The sequence below is a fragment of the Sphingomonas sp. SphC10 genome, assembly GCF_057004845.1.
Map to the genome: position 1 here is coordinate 3,252,412 of NZ_CM168044.1, position 19,362 is coordinate 3,271,773.

At 66.3% G+C, this 19,362-nt stretch carries 13 protein-coding genes; 7 read left to right on the forward strand and 6 right to left on the reverse strand.

Annotated elements, in window-relative coordinates; all coding sequences use genetic code 11:
* The first annotated feature begins 427 nt into the window (after positions 1–427).
* Positions 428–3,499, forward strand: a complete 3,072-nt coding sequence (locus ACWKSV_RS14950; RefSeq protein ID WP_076714677.1) for a TonB-dependent receptor domain-containing protein — start codon at positions 428–430, stop codon at positions 3,497–3,499.
* Between the two features lie 168 nt (positions 3,500–3,667).
* Here ACWKSV_RS14950 and clpB read toward each other — a convergent pair whose 3' ends face one another.
* Entirely contained in the window at positions 3,668–6,247 is a 2,580-nt protein-coding gene (gene clpB, locus ACWKSV_RS14955) for an ATP-dependent chaperone ClpB (RefSeq protein ID WP_076714679.1), read from the reverse strand.
* Positions 6,248–6,459: 212 nt separating this feature from the next.
* Between clpB and ACWKSV_RS14960 the strand changes: the two genes are divergently transcribed.
* From ACWKSV_RS14960 to ACWKSV_RS14975, 4 genes are all read left to right on the forward strand, one after another.
* Positions 6,460–9,312: an insulinase family protein gene (locus ACWKSV_RS14960; protein WP_191864742.1), complete on the forward strand. Its 2,853-nt coding sequence runs from the start codon at positions 6,460–6,462 to the stop codon at positions 9,310–9,312.
* Between the two features lie 12 nt (positions 9,313–9,324).
* Positions 9,325–9,624, forward strand: coding sequence for a hypothetical protein (locus ACWKSV_RS14965; RefSeq protein WP_076714681.1), 300 nt, complete (start codon positions 9,325–9,327; stop codon positions 9,622–9,624).
* A 240-nt stretch (positions 9,625–9,864) separates the two neighbouring features.
* The gene (locus tag ACWKSV_RS14970) at positions 9,865–11,670 is read left to right on the forward strand and encodes a DUF885 domain-containing protein (protein WP_076714683.1); all 1,806 of its coding nucleotides are present in this window, start codon (positions 9,865–9,867) and stop codon (positions 11,668–11,670) included.
* 46 nt (positions 11,671–11,716) lie between these two features.
* The gene (locus ACWKSV_RS14975) at positions 11,717–12,532 is read left to right on the forward strand and encodes an energy transducer TonB (protein ID WP_076714685.1); all 816 of its coding nucleotides are present in this window, start codon (positions 11,717–11,719) and stop codon (positions 12,530–12,532) included.
* Positions 12,533–12,624: 92 nt separating this feature from the next.
* Here ACWKSV_RS14975 and ACWKSV_RS14980 read toward each other — a convergent pair whose 3' ends face one another.
* The 5 genes from ACWKSV_RS14980 to glmM all read right to left on the reverse strand — a co-directional run bounded on the left by ACWKSV_RS14980 (position 12,625) and on the right by glmM (position 16,853).
* Positions 12,625–13,680: a 5-(carboxyamino)imidazole ribonucleotide synthase gene (locus tag ACWKSV_RS14980; RefSeq protein WP_056432097.1), complete on the reverse strand. Its 1,056-nt coding sequence runs from the start codon at positions 13,678–13,680 to the stop codon at positions 12,625–12,627.
* A gap of 4 nt (positions 13,681–13,684) precedes the next feature.
* Entirely contained in the window at positions 13,685–14,143 is a 459-nt protein-coding gene (gene purE, locus ACWKSV_RS14985; protein ID WP_236696923.1) for a 5-(carboxyamino)imidazole ribonucleotide mutase, read from the reverse strand.
* A gap of 401 nt (positions 14,144–14,544) precedes the next feature.
* On the reverse strand, positions 14,545–15,231 hold the full coding sequence (gene gpmA, locus ACWKSV_RS14990) for a 2,3-diphosphoglycerate-dependent phosphoglycerate mutase (protein ID WP_056432082.1): 687 nt from the start codon (positions 15,229–15,231) through the stop codon (positions 14,545–14,547).
* A 57-nt stretch (positions 15,232–15,288) separates the two neighbouring features.
* The gene (locus ACWKSV_RS14995; RefSeq protein WP_076714687.1) at positions 15,289–15,513 is read right to left on the reverse strand and encodes a DUF1272 domain-containing protein; all 225 of its coding nucleotides are present in this window, start codon (positions 15,511–15,513) and stop codon (positions 15,289–15,291) included.
* Positions 15,513–16,853, reverse strand: coding sequence for a phosphoglucosamine mutase (glmM, locus tag ACWKSV_RS15000; RefSeq protein WP_076714689.1), 1,341 nt, complete (start codon positions 16,851–16,853; stop codon positions 15,513–15,515). The genes ACWKSV_RS14995 and glmM overlap by 1 nt, the downstream gene beginning before the upstream one ends.
* A 101-nt stretch (positions 16,854–16,954) precedes the next feature.
* Between glmM and ACWKSV_RS15005 the strand changes: the two genes are divergently transcribed.
* Positions 16,955–18,199, forward strand: a complete 1,245-nt coding sequence (locus ACWKSV_RS15005; protein ID WP_076714691.1) for a dicarboxylate/amino acid:cation symporter — start codon at positions 16,955–16,957, stop codon at positions 18,197–18,199.
* The gene (locus tag ACWKSV_RS15010; RefSeq protein ID WP_076714693.1) at positions 18,196–19,188 is read left to right on the forward strand and encodes an aldo/keto reductase; all 993 of its coding nucleotides are present in this window, start codon (positions 18,196–18,198) and stop codon (positions 19,186–19,188) included. The genes ACWKSV_RS15005 and ACWKSV_RS15010 overlap by 4 nt, the downstream gene beginning before the upstream one ends.
* The last annotated feature ends 174 nt before the right edge of the window (positions 19,189–19,362 follow it).

Here is a 19,362-nt window from a genome sequence, read left to right on the forward strand (position 1 = left end):
CAGGACTGCCTCATCAGGGCGGTGGCTTCGGCCACCGCCCTTTTTTTGTGCGTCTTCGGCAGACGTGATCCAGACGGGGCACCCGAAGCATCCACGGATTGGCTGTCCCATCACCATTTTTGATCCCGGCGTGGATTGGCGCGACACGTTTTGATCCGACATTACGTCAAAAATATTGTCGCAAAATGTGTCAGAGGTGTCACGTGAAGCACCTCATGCAATCGATATCATGACCTTGCGTAAGAGTATATGTCCCATCCGTCATGGCGTAACGCTCGGTCGCCCGTTGCATTTTTCCCATCTTTACAATGGCACTGCTCCGTACCAATCAAGCAACATTCGGTTACGGAACGGAAATTCCGTTTCATGAAGTCAGGTAAACCGGCGAGCCGAAATCGGACGCCGGACGGGAAAAGGGGTATAGACCATGACCTATTCGTGGATGGGGCCGCGCAAGCTGGGCCTGTTGGCTACCGTTGCGCCGCTGTCGATGCTGTTGGGCGCGCCCGCGTTTGCGCAGAGCGTGCCGGCCGCCAATCAGAATGCCGAAGCCAATGCCCAAGTGGCGCAGGGCGCCGAACAGGCGGATGCGGGCACCGGCGGCGATATCGTCGTTACCGGCTCGATCATTCGCGGTGCCGATACTGGCGTGTCGCCGGTATCGACGATCACCGCCGAGAATCTCGACGTGCGCGGCATCAACACGGTGCAGGCGGGCATCCAGGCGCTGGCTTCGAACAACGGCCCGGCGCTGACCAACTCGTTCACCGCCAATGGCGCCTTTGCGAGCGGTGCCTCGTCGGTGTCGCTGCGCGGCCTGTCGACCAATTCGACGCTGGTGCTGTTCGACGGCCTGCGCGCCGCCTATTACCCGCTGTCGGACGACGGCACGCGCAACTTCGTCGATCTGAACACCATTCCAGATGACATCGTCGACCGCGTCGAAGTGCTGCGCGACGGCGCCTCATCGAGCTATGGCGCGGACGCGATCGCGGGTGTGGTCAACATCATCACCAAGCGTTCGGTGAAGGGCGTGATGGGACGCGCCGAGGCGGGTATCTCGCAGCGCGGCTACAACGCCAACCAGCGCGTCTCGCTGACCGCAGGCACCGGCGACCTGGATGAGCAGGGCTATAACGCCTATGTCAGCGGCTTCTATTATCGCTCAGAAGGCGTCCGTGCGAGCCAGCTGCCCGCGCCCTACAACACCAGCGACGAGCGCGGCATCTGCTCCAACCGCACCGGCTCGCTGGTTTGCGGTCCGAACAACATCGCCAACGGCCTGGACGCGAACAACCAGTTCACAAACGGCTTCGCGATCAACACGCCGAACTTCTATGTCCGCCCGGCGGATGCGACCAACACCACCGCGCTCGGCCGCTATCAGCTGCTGAACCCGGCGGCGGGCTGCCTCACCGGTAATCCGTACAACCCCACTGCAGCCGAACTGGCGCTGCCCGCCAACGCCACCGCACCGGGCACGGTCTGTCAGGTCGACACCCAGCGCCTGTACGGCAACATCACCCCGGACATCGAGCGTGTCGGCGGTTCGGCGCGCTTCACCGCCAAGATCGGTGACACGTCCGAAGCCTATCTTCAGGTCAATTTCCAGCAGGCGACGACCAGCTATACGGGCACCCCGACGGTGATCCGCGCCAATGCCCCCGCCGGTATCCTGTTCCCGCAATATTCGACGTCACAGAACCCGACCTCGGCGATCGATCCCAACTCGGCGATCCTGGCGCTGCCGGTCTATGTGTGCCCGCGTACGACGGTCGGCGCGTGCAACATCACCAACGGGACGCTGAACCCGAACAATCCGTTCGCCGCCGCAGGGCAGGTCGCGCGTCTGGTCGGCCAGCTGCCGAACAGCTTCGAATCGACCAACACCCGCAGCCGCGTCTACCGCGCCGCCTTCGGGATCAACGGCACGATCCTGAACGACGTCGACTATCGCTTCGATGCGACCGCGATGCACACCGATCTGCGCCTCGACCAGAACGGCTATGTCTACATCCAGCACCTGCTCGATGTGATCAAGGACGGCAGCTACAACTTCGTCAACCCGGGCCAGAACAGCCAGGCGACGCTGAACTATCTGACGCCGACCAACATCACCAACGACAGCTCGGACCTGCTCCAGGCGCAGTTCACGCTGGGCAAGGCGATCATGACCCTGCCGGGCGGCGACCTGCGCGTCGCGGTCGGCGGCTCGATCTTCTACGAAGCGATCGACGCGCCCAGCGCCAATTCGGACGAAAACGGGCCGACCCAGCGCTATTTCCGCCTGAATGCGTTCGGCACCAAGGGCAACCGTACCGTCTCGTCGGCTTTCTACGAGGTCAACGCGCCGGTCGTCGATCAGCTGACGCTGAACGCCTCGGGTCGCTACGACCATTATTCGAGCGGTCAGAGCGCCTTCTCGCCGAAGTTCGGTGCGATCTTCAAGCCGATCCGCCAGGTGACGCTGCGCGGCACCTATTCGCGCGGCTTCCGTATCCCGTCCTTCGGCGAGGCGAACGCGCTGCCCACCACGGGTTATGTGACCCAGTCGCTGAGCAGCATCCCCGACGCCTTCCTGAGCCAGTACAGCATCAACCCGGGCGCGGGTCAGATCTGTTCGCAGAAGACGCCGACCAACTGCTCGGGCTATATCTCCAACTACTCGATCGGCCAGACGACGCTGGCATCGCAGGATCTGGCGCCTGAAAAGTCGCGCAGCTTCACCGCCGGTATCAAGGTCGATCCGGTGCGCGGCCTGTCGCTGACCGTGGATTACTATAACATCCGCAAGACCGGGGCGATCACCACGCCCGACCTGTCGCCTGCGATCGCCGCCTATTATGCGGGCACCGCGATCCCCGGCGGCTTCACGGTCATCCCCGATGCGGTCGACGTGAACAACCCGAACGCCACGCCGAAGATCGCCTTCGTCCGTTCGCAGCTCATCAATGCCCAGACGATCAAGTCCGAAGGCATCGATTTCGGCATGAACGGCTTTTACGACTTCGGTTCGTTCCGCTGGAACACCAACCTGAACGCCAGCTTGATCCTGGAGCTGAGCACGACGGTGGACGGCAAGCGCCAGACCTATGTCGACACGCTGGGCAACTTTAACCTGACGGCCGGTTCGGGCACGTTCGAGTGGAAGGGCAACTGGGTCAACACCTTCGACTTCGGCGACTTCGCGCTGACGGGGACGGTCAACTACACCTCGGGCTATGACCTGTCGGCCATGGACCAGGGCGACGCGTACAAGGATTGCGGCCAGGCGCCGGCCTATTTCGGCTGCCGCGTGAAGAGCTACATCACTGCGGACGCGAACGCGTCGTTCAAGGTCAACGACAAGTTCACATTCTATGTGAACGTCCTGAACGTCTTCAACCGCCTGCCCCCGGTCGATCCGGTCACCTACGGCGCGTATCTGTACAATGCGGTGCAGGGCGGCGACGGCATCTTCGGCCGCCAGTTCCGCGCTGGCGCCAAGTTCAACTTCTAACCCCAGGGTTCGCTTCGGCGAGCCTTACTCGGGGGCGGTTCCTATGGGAGCCGCCCCTTCTTCTTTGGCCGTGATCCGAGCCGCGCCCTGTCGCCGTTATGCGTGAGGCGCGGGCCGGTTCCCGTCTGAGGGGGCGAGGCCGGGACGGTTTCCCGGCCTCGTACGGGCTCAGGCGACCGACAGTGCCAGCTTACCGTCGCCCTCGTCGACCGTCACGGTCGCGCCGTCCTTGACGTTGCCGCGCAGGATTTCCTCGGCCAGCGGGTCCTGGAGGTGGCGCTGGACCGCGCGGCGCAGGGGGCGTGCGCCATAGACGGGGTCGTAGCCCACCCGGCCCAGCCATTCGCGCGCAGCGTCGGTCAGGTGTAGGCCGATCTTGCGATCCGCCAGCAGCTTGGCGACGCGGCCGACCTGGATGTCGACGATCGGGCCCATATGGCTCTGGCCCAGCCGGTGGAACAGGATGATCTCGTCCAGCCGGTTGAGGAATTCGGGACGGAAATGGCCGCGCACGATCTCCATCACCTGCGGCTCGACGCTCTCGACGCTTTGTCCGTCCTCGACCGCCGCCAGATACTGGCTGCCCAGGTTCGAGGTCAGGATGATCAGCGTGTTCGAGAAGTCGACCGTCCGCCCCTGGCCATCGGTCAGGCGGCCATCGTCCAGCACCTGGAGCAGCACGTTGAACACGTCGCCATGCGCCTTCTCCACCTCGTCGAACAGCACGACCTGATAGGGCCGCCTGCGCACCGCCTCGGTCAGGACGCCGCCTTCCTCATAGCCGACATAGCCGGGAGGAGCGCCGATCAGCCGGGCGACGCTGTGCTTCTCCATGAACTCGCTCATGTCGATGCGCACCATGGCGGAAGGGTCGTCGAACAGGAATTCGGCGAGCGCCTTGGTCAGTTCGGTCTTGCCCACGCCCGTCGGACCGAGGAACAGGAACGAGCCCAGCGGCCGGTTCGGGTCCTGTAGCCCGGCACGCGCGCGGCGGACGGCGGTGGAAACGGCGCGGACCGCATCCTCCTGTCCGATGACGCGCTTGCCGATGACCTCCTCCATGCGGAGCAGCTTCTCGCGCTCGCCCTGCATCATCCGGTCGACCGGCACGCCTGTCCAGCGGCTGACCACGCCCGCGATATCGTCGGCGGTGACTTCCTCGCGCAGCATCGCGCCTTCGGTCGCGGACTGCGCCTCGGCCAGCTGCTTCTCCAGCTGGGGGATACGGCCATAAGAAAGCTCACCCGCTTTCGCGAGGTCGCCGCTGCGCTGCGCCTGGTCGAGTTCGATGCGCGCCTGGTCGAGCTGTTCCTTCAGCTTGGCCTCGCCCGCGATCTTGTCCTTCTCGGCCTGCCAGCGCTGGGTCAGCGTGTGCGACTGTTCCTCAAGGTTCGCCAGTTCCTCCTCCAGATGACCGAGCCGGTCGATGCTGGCGGCGTCGCTTTCCCGGCGCAGTCCCTCGCGCTCGATCTTCAGGCGCAGGATGCGGCGGTCGAGCGTCTCGATCTCCTCGGGCTTGGACTCCACCTCCATGCGGATGCGGCTGGCGGCCTCGTCCATCAGGTCGATCGCCTTGTCGGGCAGGAAGCGGTCGGTAATGTAGCGGTTGGACAAGGTCGCCGCCGCCACCAGCGCGCCGTCGGTGATGCGCACGCCGTGATGGAGTTCGTATTTCTCCTTCAGTCCGCGCAGGATCGAGATGGTGTCCTCGACCGTGGGCTCGCCGACGAAGACCGGCTGGAACCGCCGCTGGAGTGCGGGGTCCTTCTCGACATATTTGCGATATTCATCGAGTGTGGTTGCGCCGACGCAGTGAAGCTCACCGCGAGCGAGAGCGGGCTTCAAGAGGTTGGAGGCGTCCATCGCCCCGTCGCCTTTCCCAGCCCCGATCAGCGTGTGCATCTCGTCGATGAACAGGATGATGTCGCCTTCGGCGGCCTTCACCTCGTCGAGCACGCCCTTCAGCCGCTCCTCGAACTCGCCGCGATATTTGGCGCCCGCGATCAGTGCGCCCATGTCGAGCGCCATCAGCTTGCGGTCCTTCAGCGTGTCGGGCACGTCGCCATTGGCGATACGCAGGGCGAGGCCTTCGGCGATCGCGGTCTTGCCGACGCCGGGCTCGCCGATCAGCGCGGGGTTGTTCTTGGTCCGGCGCGCGAGAATCTGAATCGTGCGGCGGATTTCCTCGTCGCGGCCGATCACGGGATCGAGCTTGCCGTCGCGCGCCACTTGCGTGAGGTCGCGGGCGAACTTCTTGAGCGCATCATAGCGGTCCTCCGCGCCCGCCGTGTCGGCGGTGCGGCCCTGGCGAAGTTGTTCGATCGCGCCGTTCAGGGCTTGCGGGTTCACCCCGCCCGCCGCCAGCGCCTTGCCCGCCGCCGTGGTGGAGGCGAGCGCCAGCGCCAGCAGCAACCGCTCGACGGTGACGAAGCTGTCGCCCGCCTTCTGCGCAACCTGTTCGGCCTGGTCGAGCACGCGGACCAGGTCATTGTCGAGGCCGGGCGAGCTCTGTGCACCCGAGCCGGAGACGGCCGGAATACGGCTGAGCGCCGCATCGGTCTCGCGCTCGACGCGCTTGGCATCGCCGCCCGCCGCCTGGATCAGGCCGGACGCCATGCCCTGATCGTCCTCGATCAGCGCCTTGAGCAGGTGTTCGGGGGCGATACGCTGATGGCTGTTGCGGATCGCCACGGTCTGCGCGGCTTGCAGAAAGCCTTTCGCGCGGTCGGTGAATTTTTCGAGGTTCATCTGGTCTTCCTGTCGCTTTCCAGGTCAGATGGTGTTGCATTTTGGCAACACAAGGGGTGGGCGGAATTTCCTGTCCGCAACATGGGATGGCCGTTTCGATAACGAAAGGGTCGAAAGGCTTTCCTGCTGAAATCCATGCGTCACGCCGGATTGCGGTCCGCCGCGCGGGCGCTATGCTCGGGCCATACACCTGAGTGGGGAGACTCAAAAAGATGCGTATCAAGTCCGTGGCGCTGACCGGCGCCGCCGCCCTTGCGTTCGTCGTGCCGGGGCAGGCCGTTCTGGCCCAGGCCGCGCCGAAGACCGTGGCCGCCGCCAAGCCCGCGCCCGTCTCGGCGCTCGTGAAGGCGGTCGACATCCCCTATCAGACCTTCACGCTGAAGAACGGCCTGCGCGTCGTCGTCCATACCGACCGCAAGGCGCCCGTCGTGGCGGTCAGCGTGTGGTATGACGTCGGGTCGAAGCATGAGCCCAAGGGCAAGACGGGTTTTGCGCATCTGTTCGAGCATCTGATGTTCAACGGCTCGGAAAATGCGCCGGGCGATTTCTTCGCACCGCTCAAGTCGGTGGGCGCCACCGATTATAACGGCACCACCTATTTCGACCGGACCAATTATTTCGAGACGGTGCCGACCGCCGCGCTCGACCGGGCGCTGTTCCTGGAATCGGACCGCATGGGCTATCTGCTCGGCGCGGTGACGCAAGGGGTGCTCGACGAGCAGCGCGGTGTCGTCCAGAACGAGAAGCGCCAAGGCGACAACCAGCCTTACGGCCTGACCCAGTACAAGATCCTGTCCGGCCTGTTCCCCGAGGGGCACCCTTATGCCCATTCGACCATCGGCTCGATGGCCGATCTCGACCAGGCCTCGTTGGAGACGGTGAAGGACTGGTTCCGCAGCCATTACGGCCCGAACAATGCCGTGCTGGTGCTGGCGGGCGACATCGATGTCGCCACCGCCAAGCCGTTGGTCGAGAAATATTTCGGTGCGATCCAGCCGGGTCCGAAGAGCGTGCTGCCGACCGTCACCATCCCGACGCTGCCCGCGCCCGTCAACGAGGAGATGAAGGACCGCGTCGCCGCCGTCATGATCAGCCGCAACTGGGCGGTGCCGGGGCTGAACGATCCCGAAACCGCCTCGCTGGTCGTGGCCGGCTCGATCCTGGGCGGGCTGGCCTCGTCGCGGCTCGACAATATCCTGGTCAAGCAGGAAAAGCTGGCGGTGCAGGTGTCGGCGGGCGACCGTCCCTTCTCGCAGGTCGGCATGTTCAACATGATGGCGATCGTCCGTCCCGGCGTCGATCCGGCGCTGGTCAACAAGCGGATGGATGAGATCCTCGCCGATTTCCTGAAGAACGGCCCGACCGCCGACGAGGTGCAGCGCGCCGTGACCCGTTTCGTATCGGGCCGCGTCCAGGGGCTGGAGTCGGTCGGCGGCTTCGGCGGCAAGGCGGTCGCGCTGGCCGAGGGCACGCTCTACTCGAACGATCCCGGCAAATATAAGAAGCAGCTCGAGGGGATCGCGGCGCAGACGCCCGCGACCGTCAAGGCGGCGGCCAACAAGTGGCTGTCGCGCCCGGCCTATACGCTGACCGTCGTGCCGGGCGCGCGGGACGCCTATGAGGAAGCCAAGGTGCCGCCGCGCGCCGATGTGCCCGCCGCCCCGGAACAGGCGCCCAAGGGCACGCGCGGGCCGCTGCCCGATGTGGGACAGGTCAAGCCGCTGAGCTTTCCCGCCGTCCAGCGCAGCCGCTTGGCCAACGGCATCGAGCTGATCTACGCCCAGCGCACCGCCGTGCCGGTCACGCAGATCGCGACCTCGTTCGATGCCGGTATCGCCGCCGACGTGCCCGGCAAGCTGGGCACGCAGCGGATGGTGCAGGCGATGCTCGACGAGGGCACGACCCATCGCAACACCATCGCCATCGCCGAGGAGCAGGAACGGCTGGGCGCCTCGATCGGGTCGAGCGCGACGAACGACCGCACCGTCGTCGGCCTGGACGTGCCGAGCATCAACCTGGCCCCCGCGCTCGACCTTTATGCCGATATCCTGCGCAACCCGGCCTTCCCCGATCCCGAACTGGCGCGGGTAAAGGCGCAGACGCTGGCGGGCATCAAGCAGGAGCTGACCAGCCCGCAGGGGCTGGCGGGCCGCGTCCTGCCGCCGCTCGTCTATGGTCCGACCAGCCCCTATGCCAAGGCGCAAGGGGCGGGCGATCCGGCGGCGGTCGCGGCGATGACCCGCGAGCAGCTGATCGCGTTCCAGCAGGCGTGGCTGCGTCCCGACAAGGCGAAGATCTTCGTCACCTCGGACCGTCCGCTGGCCGAGGTGAAGGCCGCGCTCGACCGGGTGTTCGGCGATTGGAAGGGCACCGGTACGGCGGGCGTGAAGAGCTTCACCGCCGGCCAGCCCTCCGCGCCGAAGATCGTGCTGGTGAACCGGCCCGACAGCCCGCAGTCGATGATCATGGCGGGCGCGCCGACCGCGCTGAAGGGGGTGGACGACCTGCTGCTCCAGAACACGGCGAACGACGCGTTGGGCGGCAGCTTCCTCAGCCGCATCAACACCGATATCCGCGAGAACAAGCACTGGTCCTATGGCGTGCGGGGCGGGTTCCAGACGTCGGAATTCGCGGCGCCCTATATCATGTCGGCACCGGTGCAGGCGGACAAGACCGGCCCGTCGATCGACGCGCTGCGCACCGACGTGGCCGAGTTCCTGACCACCAAGCCGATGGACCAGGTCGAATATGACCGCGCGATCACCGGCGCGATCCGTTCGCTGTCGGGCAATTTCGAAACCTCGGGGGCGGTCCTGTCGGCGATGCAGGCCAACGACCTGTACCGTCGCCCGGACAATTACTATGCGACGATCACCCAGCGTTATCAGGCGATGACCCTGCCGGCGCTGAACAAGTCGATCCAGACGGCGTTGAACCCCAAGAGCTTCGTCTGGGTGGTGGTCGGCGATGCCAAGACGGTCAAGCCGCAGCTCGATACGCTCGGCCTGCCCGTCGAGGTGGTCGAACCGTCGGCGATCGTCGCGACCGCCCCGGCGGCACAATAAGGGAGAGTGAGAATGGCGGATATCGACGGAACCTGGGATTGCATCGTCAAGTCGCCGCTGGGTGACCAGGAAATGACGCTGACGGTCACGACCGAGGGCGATCGCTTCACCGGTTCCGGCGGCGGCCAGATGGGCGCGATGGAGATCGAGGGCGACGTGTCGGGCAATACGATCACGTGGAAGATGTCGATCTCCTCGCCGATGCCGATGACGCTGGACTGCGAAGCGACCGCCGATGGCGACACGCTGACCGGCTCGGTCGGTGCGGGCGCGTTCGGCAGCTTCCCGCTGTCCGGCACGCGCGCGGGATAATTTCCGCGGGCTGAATTGGGGAAGGGCGGCGCGTCGGTGGACGGGCCGCCCTTTTTCATTGGGGTGGGGCGTGGCCTTCGACTTCGCTCAGGCTGAACGGAATTTGGTATCCAGACCCATACCCCAACAGCCGTTCAGGCTGAGCGAAGTCGAAGCCCACGCGAAAACCGTCGCGACATGACCGGTTCAATTCCCGCCAAATCCCGTTACGCTGTCCTCAAAGACACACGAGGGACCAGCATGATCGACCGTCGCCATTTCCTAGGCGGAACCGCCGCCATGGCCGTCGCTGCGCAAAGCGAGGCCATCGTTGCGCAAGATACCCCCTCGACCAAACTCACCGCCCTGTTCGACACGCTGGTCCAGGAACAGCTCCGCCGCAGCCCCGAAGCTGCGACCAATCTCGGCCTCGACACCGGCGCGAATGCCGATCTGCGCAGCCGACTTTCCGACCAGTCGCCCGCCGGAATCGCGGCGGCGAAGGCCGCGACCCAGGCCGATCTGACCCGGTTGCAGGCGATCGATCCCGCCGCCCTGTCGGCCGAGGAGCGGATCGACCTGGAATCAATCCTCTATACCCGCCGTTCGGCCCAGGCCGTGCAGGCGTTCGATTTCGGCGGCAGCTCCTATGGCCCCAGCCCCTATGTCGTGTCGCAGCTGTCGGGCGCATACCAGTCGGTCCCCGATTTCCTCGATACCAAGCACAAGATCGCCAGCGCGGGCGATGCCGACGCCTATCTGATGCGGATGCGCGCCTTTGCCCGGCAGATCGACGCGCAAACCGACCGGATGCGCCATGACGCGGGGCAAGGCGTGGTGCCGCCCGACTTCATCCTGGACCTCGCGCTCGAACAGATGGGCAAGACGCGCCAGCCCGCCGACCAGGCGCTGGTCGTCCAGTCGCTCGCGCGCCGCACGGCCGAAAAGGGGCTGGGCGATCGTTACGCCGCACAGGCCGGGACGATCTACGACGCCGAAATACTGCCCGCGCTCGACCGCCAGATCGCCTATGCCAAGGCACTCCGGGCGAAGGCCACGCATGACGCGGGCGTCTGGAAACTGCGTGAAGGCGCGGCCTATTATCCGGTGGCGCTGAAGGCCAATACGACGACCAGCTTCTCGCCCGACGAGGTGCACCGCTTCGGCCGCGACCAGGCGGCGATGCTGTCGGCGCGGCTCGATGCGCTGCTCCGGAAACAGGGTTATACCAAGGGCAGTGTCGGGCAGCGCATGGCCGCGCTCTACAAGAATGCCGACCAGCTCTATCCCAATACCGATGAGGGCAAGCGCGCGGCCATCGCCTATTGCAACGCGCGGCTGGATGCGATCCGCACCCGCCTGCCCCAGGTGTTCGAGCGCATCCCGCCTTACGGCTTCGAGGTACGCCGCGTGCCGCCGCAGACCGAGGCGGGCGCGGCGGCGGCCTTTGCGCAGGCTCCCGCGATCGACGGCTCGCGCCCCGGCCTCGTCTATTTCAACCTGAAGGACAGCGCCGACTGGCCGAAATTCTGCTTGGCGACGACCGTCTATCACGAAGGGCTGCCGGGCCATCAGATGGAAAGCGGCCTTGCGCTGTCGAACACGCGCCTGCCGCTGATCCGCAAGATCAACGGCTTTTCGGGCTATGGCGAGGGCTGGGCCCTCTATGCCGAGCAGCTGGCCGACGAGATCGGCATGTATGACGACGATCCGCTGGGGCAGCTGGGCTATTTGAAGTTCCTGCTGTTCCGCGCCAATCGCTGCGTCGTCGATACCGGGTTGCACCATCTGCGCTGGACCCGCGAACAGGCGATCCGCCATTTCGTCGAGGCGGAAGGTGAGGCGGAGGGCTTCGCCACCCGCGAGGTCGAGCGTTACTGCGTCAATCCCGGTCAGGCGGCGAGCTATAAGCTCGGCCATTCGGTGTTCGTCGACATTCGCGATTCCGCCAAGAAGCAAAAGGGCGACCGTTTCGACCTGAAGGCGTTTCATACCGCCGTGCTGCGCCATGGCCGCGTACCGCTCGACGTGCTCCGCCGTGTCGGGGAGGAATGGGCCAAGGCTTGACCGAAATCAGCATCGCGGTGATCCTCCTGAGTGGGAGAATATCGCGATGCAGGTCAGGGCTTCGATCGGGCCGGATGGCGGGCGGCGGCGGACGGCCGTCATCGCCACGGCAATGGTTCATGTCGCGTTCTTGGCGCTGTTGCTCTGGGGGGCGCCACGGCCCTCGACGAGTCCGACCGAACGCCCCGCGCTGATCCTGTTCGACCTGCCGCGTCCGCCGGACCCGCCGCCCGTTCCCATCACGCCGCCGCCGGTCTCCGCCCAACCGGTCAAGCGGGAGAGCGCGGTCCTTCGCCCCACCGCCGGGGGCGGATCACCGCGTCCGACAAGGGCGCCGATGGCCGAGCAGGCGGCACCGGCCGCTGCCGCCCCGGCGCGGTTCGATCGGGTCGATCGGCCCGCTCCCGCTGCGGAGTTCAGCACCGACCTGCCGCTGCGCGCCGGGACGGCGGCGTCGGATGGCCGGGGCGTCGGTATCGCCAGTGGACGCGGCACCGGCGGCGAGGGGCAGGGGACCGGCAAGGGACGCGGTGATGGCGATGGACCGGGCGAGGGGAGGCTCCGCTTCGCGTTGGCCGAGTGGATCGAAAAACCGCCCCAGGACCTGATCGACGAGGCCTTTCCCGAAAGGGCGAGAAACGGCGGGGTCAGCGGGGTGGCGATCCTGCTCTGCTTCGTCCCGACGCCCGGCCAACCCAAAAGCTGTTCGATCGCCGCCGAACGGCCAAGAGGAAGCGGTTTCGGTCCGGCGGCGCTGGGACTCTACCGGAAATTCCGCATCCGCCCGGTGATGAAGGGCGATGAAGTCTATCAGGCCCAGGTGCTGGTGCCCGTGACCTTCGATGTCAAAAAACGACCCTAGCGACCGGGCTCACAGCAAGATGGCAAGCGATGAATTCACGCCTCCCCTTCAGGGGAGGGGCATGTGTTGGTTCGATGCAATGTGATCACAACCTAGCGCAGCACCCGCGTGATATGCCCCATTTTGCGACCGGGCCGTGATTCGCCCTTGCCGTAAAGGTGCAGATGCGTGCCCTTCTCGGTCAGCGCGGACTCCCACGCATCGTCGCCGATCAGGTTTTCCATCTGCACATGCGCGCCGGTCAGCGACGTATCACCCAGCGGCAGGCCGCATATCGCGCGGATGTGATTCTCGAACTGCGAGGTTTCGGCGCCCTCGATCGTCCAATGGCCCGAATTGTGGACGCGCGGGGCCATCTCGTTGAAGACGGGGCCGTTCTCGGTCGCGAAGAACTCGCAGGCCAGCACGCCGACATAGCCCAGTTCCTCGGCGATGCGGATGGCGAGCGCAGTCGCCTCCTCGGCCTGCGCCGCGATCTCGGACGGCGCGGGCAAGGTCGAGGTGCGCAGGATCGCGTCGCGGTGGACATTGTGCGGCGGGTCGTAGCGGACCGTCCTGCCGTCCAGCCCACGTGCGATCAGGATCGAGAATTCGTGGCTGAAGTGGATGAACCCCTCCAGCACGGCGGGGCCGCCGATCGCCTCGAACGCGGCAGGTGCCTCGGCGATGTCGCGGATCAGCACCTGGCCCTTGCCGTCATAGCCGAAGCGCGTGGTCTTCAGGATGGCGGGGCAGCCGATCCGCTCCAGCGCGGCAGTCAAGTCGGCGGCGCAGTTCACTTCGGCCCAGGGGGCGGGACGCCCGCCGACCTTCTCGACGAAGCTCTTTTCGGCGATCCGGTCCTGCGCGACGCGGAGCGCGGCCGGAGCGGGGTGGACGGGCAGCCGCTCGGCCAGCCATTCGACCGGCGTCACGTCGACATTCTCGAATTCGTAGGTCACGACGTCGCAGGCGGCGACGAAATCGGCCAGCACCACCTTGTTATGATAATCGGCGCGGGTCAGCGAGGACGCGGTCTGCGCCGCGACGCTTTCCTCATCGGGGGCCAGCACATGGGTGCGATAGCCGAGCTGTGCGGCGGCCACCGCCAGCATCCGGCCCAGCTGGCCGCCGCCCAGAATCCCGATCGTCGAACCCGGCTTCAACATTGGCTTACCCTTGCGGATCGTTGGCGACGCTGTCGGTCTGGCGCTGGCGCCACGCCTTCAGGCGCTCGGCAAGGCCCTCGTCGGACAGCGACAGGATCGAGGCGGCGAGCAGGCCCGCATTGATCGCGCCCGCCTTGCCGATGGCCAGCGTGCCGACGGGGATGCCGCCGGGCATCTGGACGATCGAGAGCAGGCTATCCATGCCCTTCAGCGCCTTGGACTCGACCGGCACGCCCAGCACCGGCAGGTGCGTCATCGACGCGGCCATGCCGGGCAGATGCGCGGCACCGCCCGCGCCCGCGATGATGACCTTGATCCCGCGATCGGCGGCGCCGGTGGCGTAATCGTACAGGCGCTGCGGCGTGCGGTGCGCGGAGACGACGCGGGTCTCATGGTCGACGCCCAGCGCCTCCAGAGTCTCGGCGGCGTGCCGCATGGTTTCCCAGTCCGACGTGGACCCCATGATGATCCCGACCGAAATCATATCCGCTGTTCCGCCTTAGCCCCTTTGGCCCCGTCGCCGGGGAAGCGGGCTGACTAGCGGCACGCGGCGAGGGGGGCAAGTTTCCGTATGCGTTCGGGCATATTCATGGGAGTTTTTGGTTCGCGCAGAGGCGCGGAGGACGCAGAGGGGTCTGGATTTGCCGGGCTGGCGACCCTGTTTTGACCGGGAGACGAAGCCGCCTTGTCGAAAGGAGACAGTGCTGCGGCGGAACCGGCCATCTCTGCGTCCTCCGCGCCTCTGCGCGAACAGGATCTTCGCGCCTTCGCGGCTTCGCGTGAAATCGAAAATCGGTTCACGCGAAGCCGCGATGACGCGAAGAGATAAGGCACAAGGGGCCGGAGCCCTTGTCTCCCGATCGCTTAGCGTTCGGACAGATAATAGCGGTCGGTCGGGGTCAGGTCGTCGGCCAGTTCATAGACGATCGGCTGGGCGGTCGGGATTTCCAGGCCGGTGATCTCGTCGTCCGGGATGTTCGACAGATGCTTGACTAGTGCGCGCAGCGAGTTTCCATGGGCCGAGATCAGCACCCGGTTGCCATCGCGCAGCGCTGGCGCGATGCGCTCTTCCCAATAGGGCAGGACGCGGGCGATCGTGTCCTTCAGGCTTTCGGTCTGCGGCACGTCGATGCCCTTGTAGCGGATATCGTTCGACACATCGAACTCGCCGCCCGCCTCGGCCGGGGGCGGGGGCACGTCGAAGCTGCGGCGCCAGATCTTCACCTGCTCGTCGCCATGCTTGGCGGCCGTCTCCGCCTTGTCGAGGCCGGTCAGCCCGCCATAGTGACGCTCGTTCAGCCGCCAATGCTTCTCGGTCGGCAGCCAGAGGCGACCCATGGTTTCCAGCGCCAGGTTCAGCGTCTTGATCGCGCGGGTCTGAAGGCTGGTGAAGGTCAGGTCGAAGTCCAGGCCCTTCTCGGCCATCATCGCGCCCGCCGCGCGCGCCTCGGCGGCACCCTGCGCCGTCACGTCGACGTCCCACCATCCGGTGAAGCGGTTCTCCAGGTTCCAGGCGGACTGGCCGTGGCGGATCAGGACGAGCTGGGGCATGGAAACTCCTTATATGTGATGCTGCCCGCATAAAGCCGCGGGCAGGCGGGGTCGAGGTTAGCCGCGAAAGCGGGGTTGCATCGAAGCGGGATTGGCCTTCAGCACGCGGCCCATGCGGGTCGGTCGGTCGAGCAGTTCGCCGCCGCAATCGGGGCAGGTCTCGTCAAGCTCGTCGGCGCATTCGGCGCAATAGGTGGATTCGAGCGAGCAGATGAACGCACCGCCCTGGCTCGGGGGCAGGTCTGCGCCGCAACGCTCGCAATCGGGACGCATCTCCAGCATCAGGCGGCCACCTCGCGCACCACGTCGCAGATGCGGTCGACAAGGGTTTCGACCTGACGCTTGTCCTCGCCCTCGGCCATCACGCGGATGACGGGCTCGGTGCCCGACGGGCGGATGACCAGGCGGCCGCGCCCGGCCAGCTCGGCCTCGGCGGCGGCGATGACGCCCTGGACCTTTTCATGCTCCAGCGGCTTGCCGCCCGCGAAGCGGACATTCTTGAGCAACTGCGGCAGCGGGTCGAAGCGGTGCAGCACCTCGCTGGCGGGCGCGCCCGCGCGCTTGAGTTCGGCCAGCACCTGGAGCGCGGCGACCAGACCGTCGCCGGTGCGGGCATAGTCGGACAGGATGATATGCCCCGACTGCTCGCCGCCGACATTATAACCCCGCGTCCGCATGGCTTCGAGCACATGGCGGTCTCCGACCTTTGTGCGGATCAGGCCCAGCCCCTGTGCGGCCAGATGCCGCTCCAGACCCAGATTCGACATGACCGTGGCGACCAGGCCGCCGCCCGCCAGTCGCCCTTCGCGCGCATAGCTGGTCGCGATCATCGCCATCAGCTGGTCGCCATCGACCACCGCGCCGGTCTCGTCGACGATGATCAGCCGGTCGGCGTCGCCGTCCAGCGCGATGCCGATGTCCGCCCCGCTCGCCACCACCGTTTCGGCCAGGGTCTGCGGCGCGGTCGAGCCGACGCCGTCATTGATGTTGGTCCCGTTGGGGGTCACGCCGATCGCGACCACATCCGCACCCAGTTCCCACAGCGCGGCGGGCGCGACCTTGTAGGCGGCACCATTGGCGCAGTCGATCACGACGCGCAGGCCGTCGAGGCGCAGCGCCTGCGGGAAGGTGGACTTGGCGAAGTGGATATAGCGCCCGGCGGCGTCGTCGACCCGGCGCGCGCGGCCGATCTTGCCCGAGGGGACCAGCGGCACATTCTGCTCGATCAGGTCCTCGATCGACTCCTCCGCCTCGTCGGACAGCTTGTAACCGTCGGGGCCGAACAGCTTGATGCCGTTGTCGGCGAAAGGGTTATGGCTGGCCGAGATCATCACGCCGATATCGGCGCGCATCGAATGGGTCAGCATCGCGACCGCGGGCGTGGGCAGCGGCCCGAGCATGACGACGTCCATGCCGACGCTGGTAAAGCCTGCGACCAGCGCCGATTCAAGCATATAGCCCGACAGGCGGGTGTCCTTGCCGATGACGACGCGGTGGCGGTGGTCGCCGCGCTGGAAATAGGCACCGGCGGCCATGCCGGCCTTCATCGCCATCTCGGCCGTCATGACCGCGCCATTGGTCGCGCCGCGAATGCCATCAGTGCCGAAATATTTTCTTGCCATGCGGCCAAGTCCCTGCCGGATTAAGAGGATGTGGAACAATCGGGTTGCGCGCATCCTTTAGCGCGACCTTGGCCAAAGCTCCAAATAGGCGAGAACCATCCATGTCGCGCGCGACCCTGATCCTTCTTTGCCTTGCCGCCGGTCTGCTGATCGGCGTCGGGGCGGCGACGCTCGCCCCCTCGATGGCGGCGGGCGCGGTGTTCGTCGCGCGGCCGGTCGGGACCTTGTGGCTGAACGGGTTGCAGATGACGGTCATCCCGCTGGTCGTCACGCTGTTGATCACCGGCGTCGCCTCGACCGCGCAGGCGGCACAGGCGGGGCGGATCGCGGGGCGGGCGATCATGACCTTTCTGGTGCTGGTCACGCTGACCGCGACCATGGCGGCGCTGGTCACGCCTGCTCTGCTGCACCTGTTGCCCATCCCGCGCGAGGCGGCCGCCGCGCTGAAGGCGGCGCTGGGCCATGCCGAACCGGTCGCGCCGCCGCCGCCGATCGCCGAGTTCGTGACCGGCATCGTGCCGACCAACATCTTCGCCGCCGCCACCAACAATGCGCTGTTGTCGCTGATCCTGTTCACCCTGGCCTTCGCCTTTGCGATCACCCGGATCGAGGGTGAGGGGCGGGCGATGCTGCTGCAATTCTTCACGGCGATCCGCGACGCGATGCTGATCCTGATCGGATGGGTGTTGTGGCTAGCGCCGCTGGGCGTCTTCGCGCTGGCTTTCGTCGTGGGCGCGACGGCGGGGGGCGGGGCGTTCGGGGCGCTGGCGCATTACATCACGATCATCGCCAGTATCGGCGTCATCGTGATGCTGATGGCGTACGGCGTGGCGATGCTGGCGGCGCGGGTGCCGCTGTCGCGATTCGCCCGCGCGCTGGCCCCGGCCCAGGCGGTCGCCATCTCGACCCAGAGCTCGCTCGCCAGCCTGCCCGCGATGATCGAGGGGACGAAGACGCTACGCATCGCGCCTGCGACCGCAGGCCTCGTCCTGCCGATGGCGGTGGCGATGTTCCGGGGGACGCAGCCCGCGATGAACGTCGCGGTGGCGCTCTATATCGCCGACTGGTTCGGAATCGTGCCCGGCATGGCTTCGGTCGCCGCCGCCGTGGTGGTCGCGATCCTGTGTTCGCTCGGCTCGGCCAGCCTGCCGTCGCAAATCACCTTCTTCGCCTCGATCGCGCCGGTCTGCGTCGCGCTGGGGGTGCCCGCCGCGCCGTTGGGGCTGTTGATCGCGGTGGAGACGATTCCCGACATCTTCCGGACACTGGGCAATGTCAGCATGGACCTTGCCGCCACCGCGACCGTTTCCCGGGGCAGCCGCACCATCGACGAGGACGTCTCATGAAGTATCGCACGCTCGGCCCCGATTTCGAGGTTTCCGCGCTCGGCCTCGGCTGCATGCCGATGGCCGGTGTCGGCCGGAACATGTATGGCGAGGCGAACGAGGCGGAGAGCATCGCGACCATTCACCGCGCGATCGAACTGGGCGTGACCCTGTTCGACACCGCCGAAATCTATGGCCCGCTGGTCAATGAGGAACTGGTCGGCCGGGCCATTCGCGGCAAGCGCGACGCGGTGGTGATCGCGACCAAGTTCGGTTTTCGCTATGACGAGAACGGCATGACCGGCGTGGACTCGACCCCCGCCAATGTCCAGCGGGCGTGCGAGGGGTCACTCAAGCGGTTGGGTGTCGAGACGATCGACCTGTTCTACCAGCACCGCGTCGACCCCAATGTCCCCATCGAGGAGACGGTCGGCGCGATGGGCCGCCTGGTCGAGCAGGGCAAGGTGCGCCGGCTGGGCTTGTCGGAGGCGAGCGCCGAGACGATCCGCCGCGCCGCCGCCGTTCATCCGATCGCGGCGGTCCAGTCGGAATATTCACTGTGGGAGCGCGATGTCGAAGCGGACATCCTGCCCGTCGTGCGTGAACTGGGCATCGGCTTCGTGCCGTACAGCCCGCTGGGGCGCGGGTTCCTGACCGGGCAGATCACCCGGCGCGAGGACCTGCCCGAAGGGGATTATCGCCTGGTCGATCCCCGTTATTCGGAGGAGAATTTCGACCGCAACCTTCAGGTCGTCGAGGTGGTGAAGCAGATCGCTGCCGCGCATGACGCCAGTGCGGCGCAGGTGGCGCTGGCATGGCTGCTGGCGCAGGGCGACGATATCGTGCCGATCCCCGGCTCCAAGCGACGCGCGACGCTGGAGGATTCGATGAAGGCGGCGGAACTGGTGCTATCGGCGGAGGAACTGGCGAAGCTGGACGCGGCCTCCCCACGCGGTGGGACGGCCGGGCCGCGTTATGGCGAGCGCGCAATGGCGATGACGCGGCTGTAAGCGCATCCCCAATCCCCGTTCAGGCTGAGCGAAGTCGAAGCTCACGCAACGGATTTCCCGCGAGTGGTATCCCGTGCACTTCGACTTCGCTCAGTGCGAACGGAGACAGGGTGTTTCGCGCGGAGGCGCGGAGGGAGCGTATCCAGCCGCTAGGCTGGCCTGACACAACAACGG

Excerpts from the sequence above, each read along its gene's own strand:
- ACWKSV_RS14950 (WP_076714677.1), top strand. The coding sequence starts at position 428 with ATGACCTATTCGTGGATGGGGCCGCGCAAGCTGGGCCTGTTGGCTACC.
- clpB (WP_076714679.1), bottom strand. The coding sequence starts at position 6,247 with ATGAACCTCGAAAAATTCACCGACCGCGCGAAAGGCTTTCTGCAAGCC.
- ACWKSV_RS14960 (WP_191864742.1), top strand. The coding sequence starts at position 6,460 with ATGCGTATCAAGTCCGTGGCGCTGACCGGCGCCGCCGCCCTTGCGTTC.
- ACWKSV_RS14965 (WP_076714681.1), top strand. The coding sequence starts at position 9,325 with ATGGCGGATATCGACGGAACCTGGGATTGCATCGTCAAGTCGCCGCTG.
- ACWKSV_RS14970 (WP_076714683.1), top strand. The coding sequence starts at position 9,865 with ATGATCGACCGTCGCCATTTCCTAGGCGGAACCGCCGCCATGGCCGTC.
- ACWKSV_RS14975 (WP_076714685.1), top strand. The coding sequence starts at position 11,717 with ATGCAGGTCAGGGCTTCGATCGGGCCGGATGGCGGGCGGCGGCGGACG.
- ACWKSV_RS14980 (WP_056432097.1), bottom strand. The coding sequence starts at position 13,680 with ATGTTGAAGCCGGGTTCGACGATCGGGATTCTGGGCGGCGGCCAGCTG.
- purE (WP_236696923.1), bottom strand. The coding sequence starts at position 14,143 with ATGGGGTCCACGTCGGACTGGGAAACCATGCGGCACGCCGCCGAGACT.
- gpmA (WP_056432082.1), bottom strand. The coding sequence starts at position 15,231 with ATGCCCCAGCTCGTCCTGATCCGCCACGGCCAGTCCGCCTGGAACCTG.
- ACWKSV_RS14995 (WP_076714687.1), bottom strand. The coding sequence starts at position 15,513 with ATGCTGGAGATGCGTCCCGATTGCGAGCGTTGCGGCGCAGACCTGCCC.
- glmM (WP_076714689.1), bottom strand. The coding sequence starts at position 16,853 with ATGGCAAGAAAATATTTCGGCACTGATGGCATTCGCGGCGCGACCAAT.
- ACWKSV_RS15005 (WP_076714691.1), top strand. The coding sequence starts at position 16,955 with ATGTCGCGCGCGACCCTGATCCTTCTTTGCCTTGCCGCCGGTCTGCTG.
- ACWKSV_RS15010 (WP_076714693.1), top strand. The coding sequence starts at position 18,196 with ATGAAGTATCGCACGCTCGGCCCCGATTTCGAGGTTTCCGCGCTCGGC.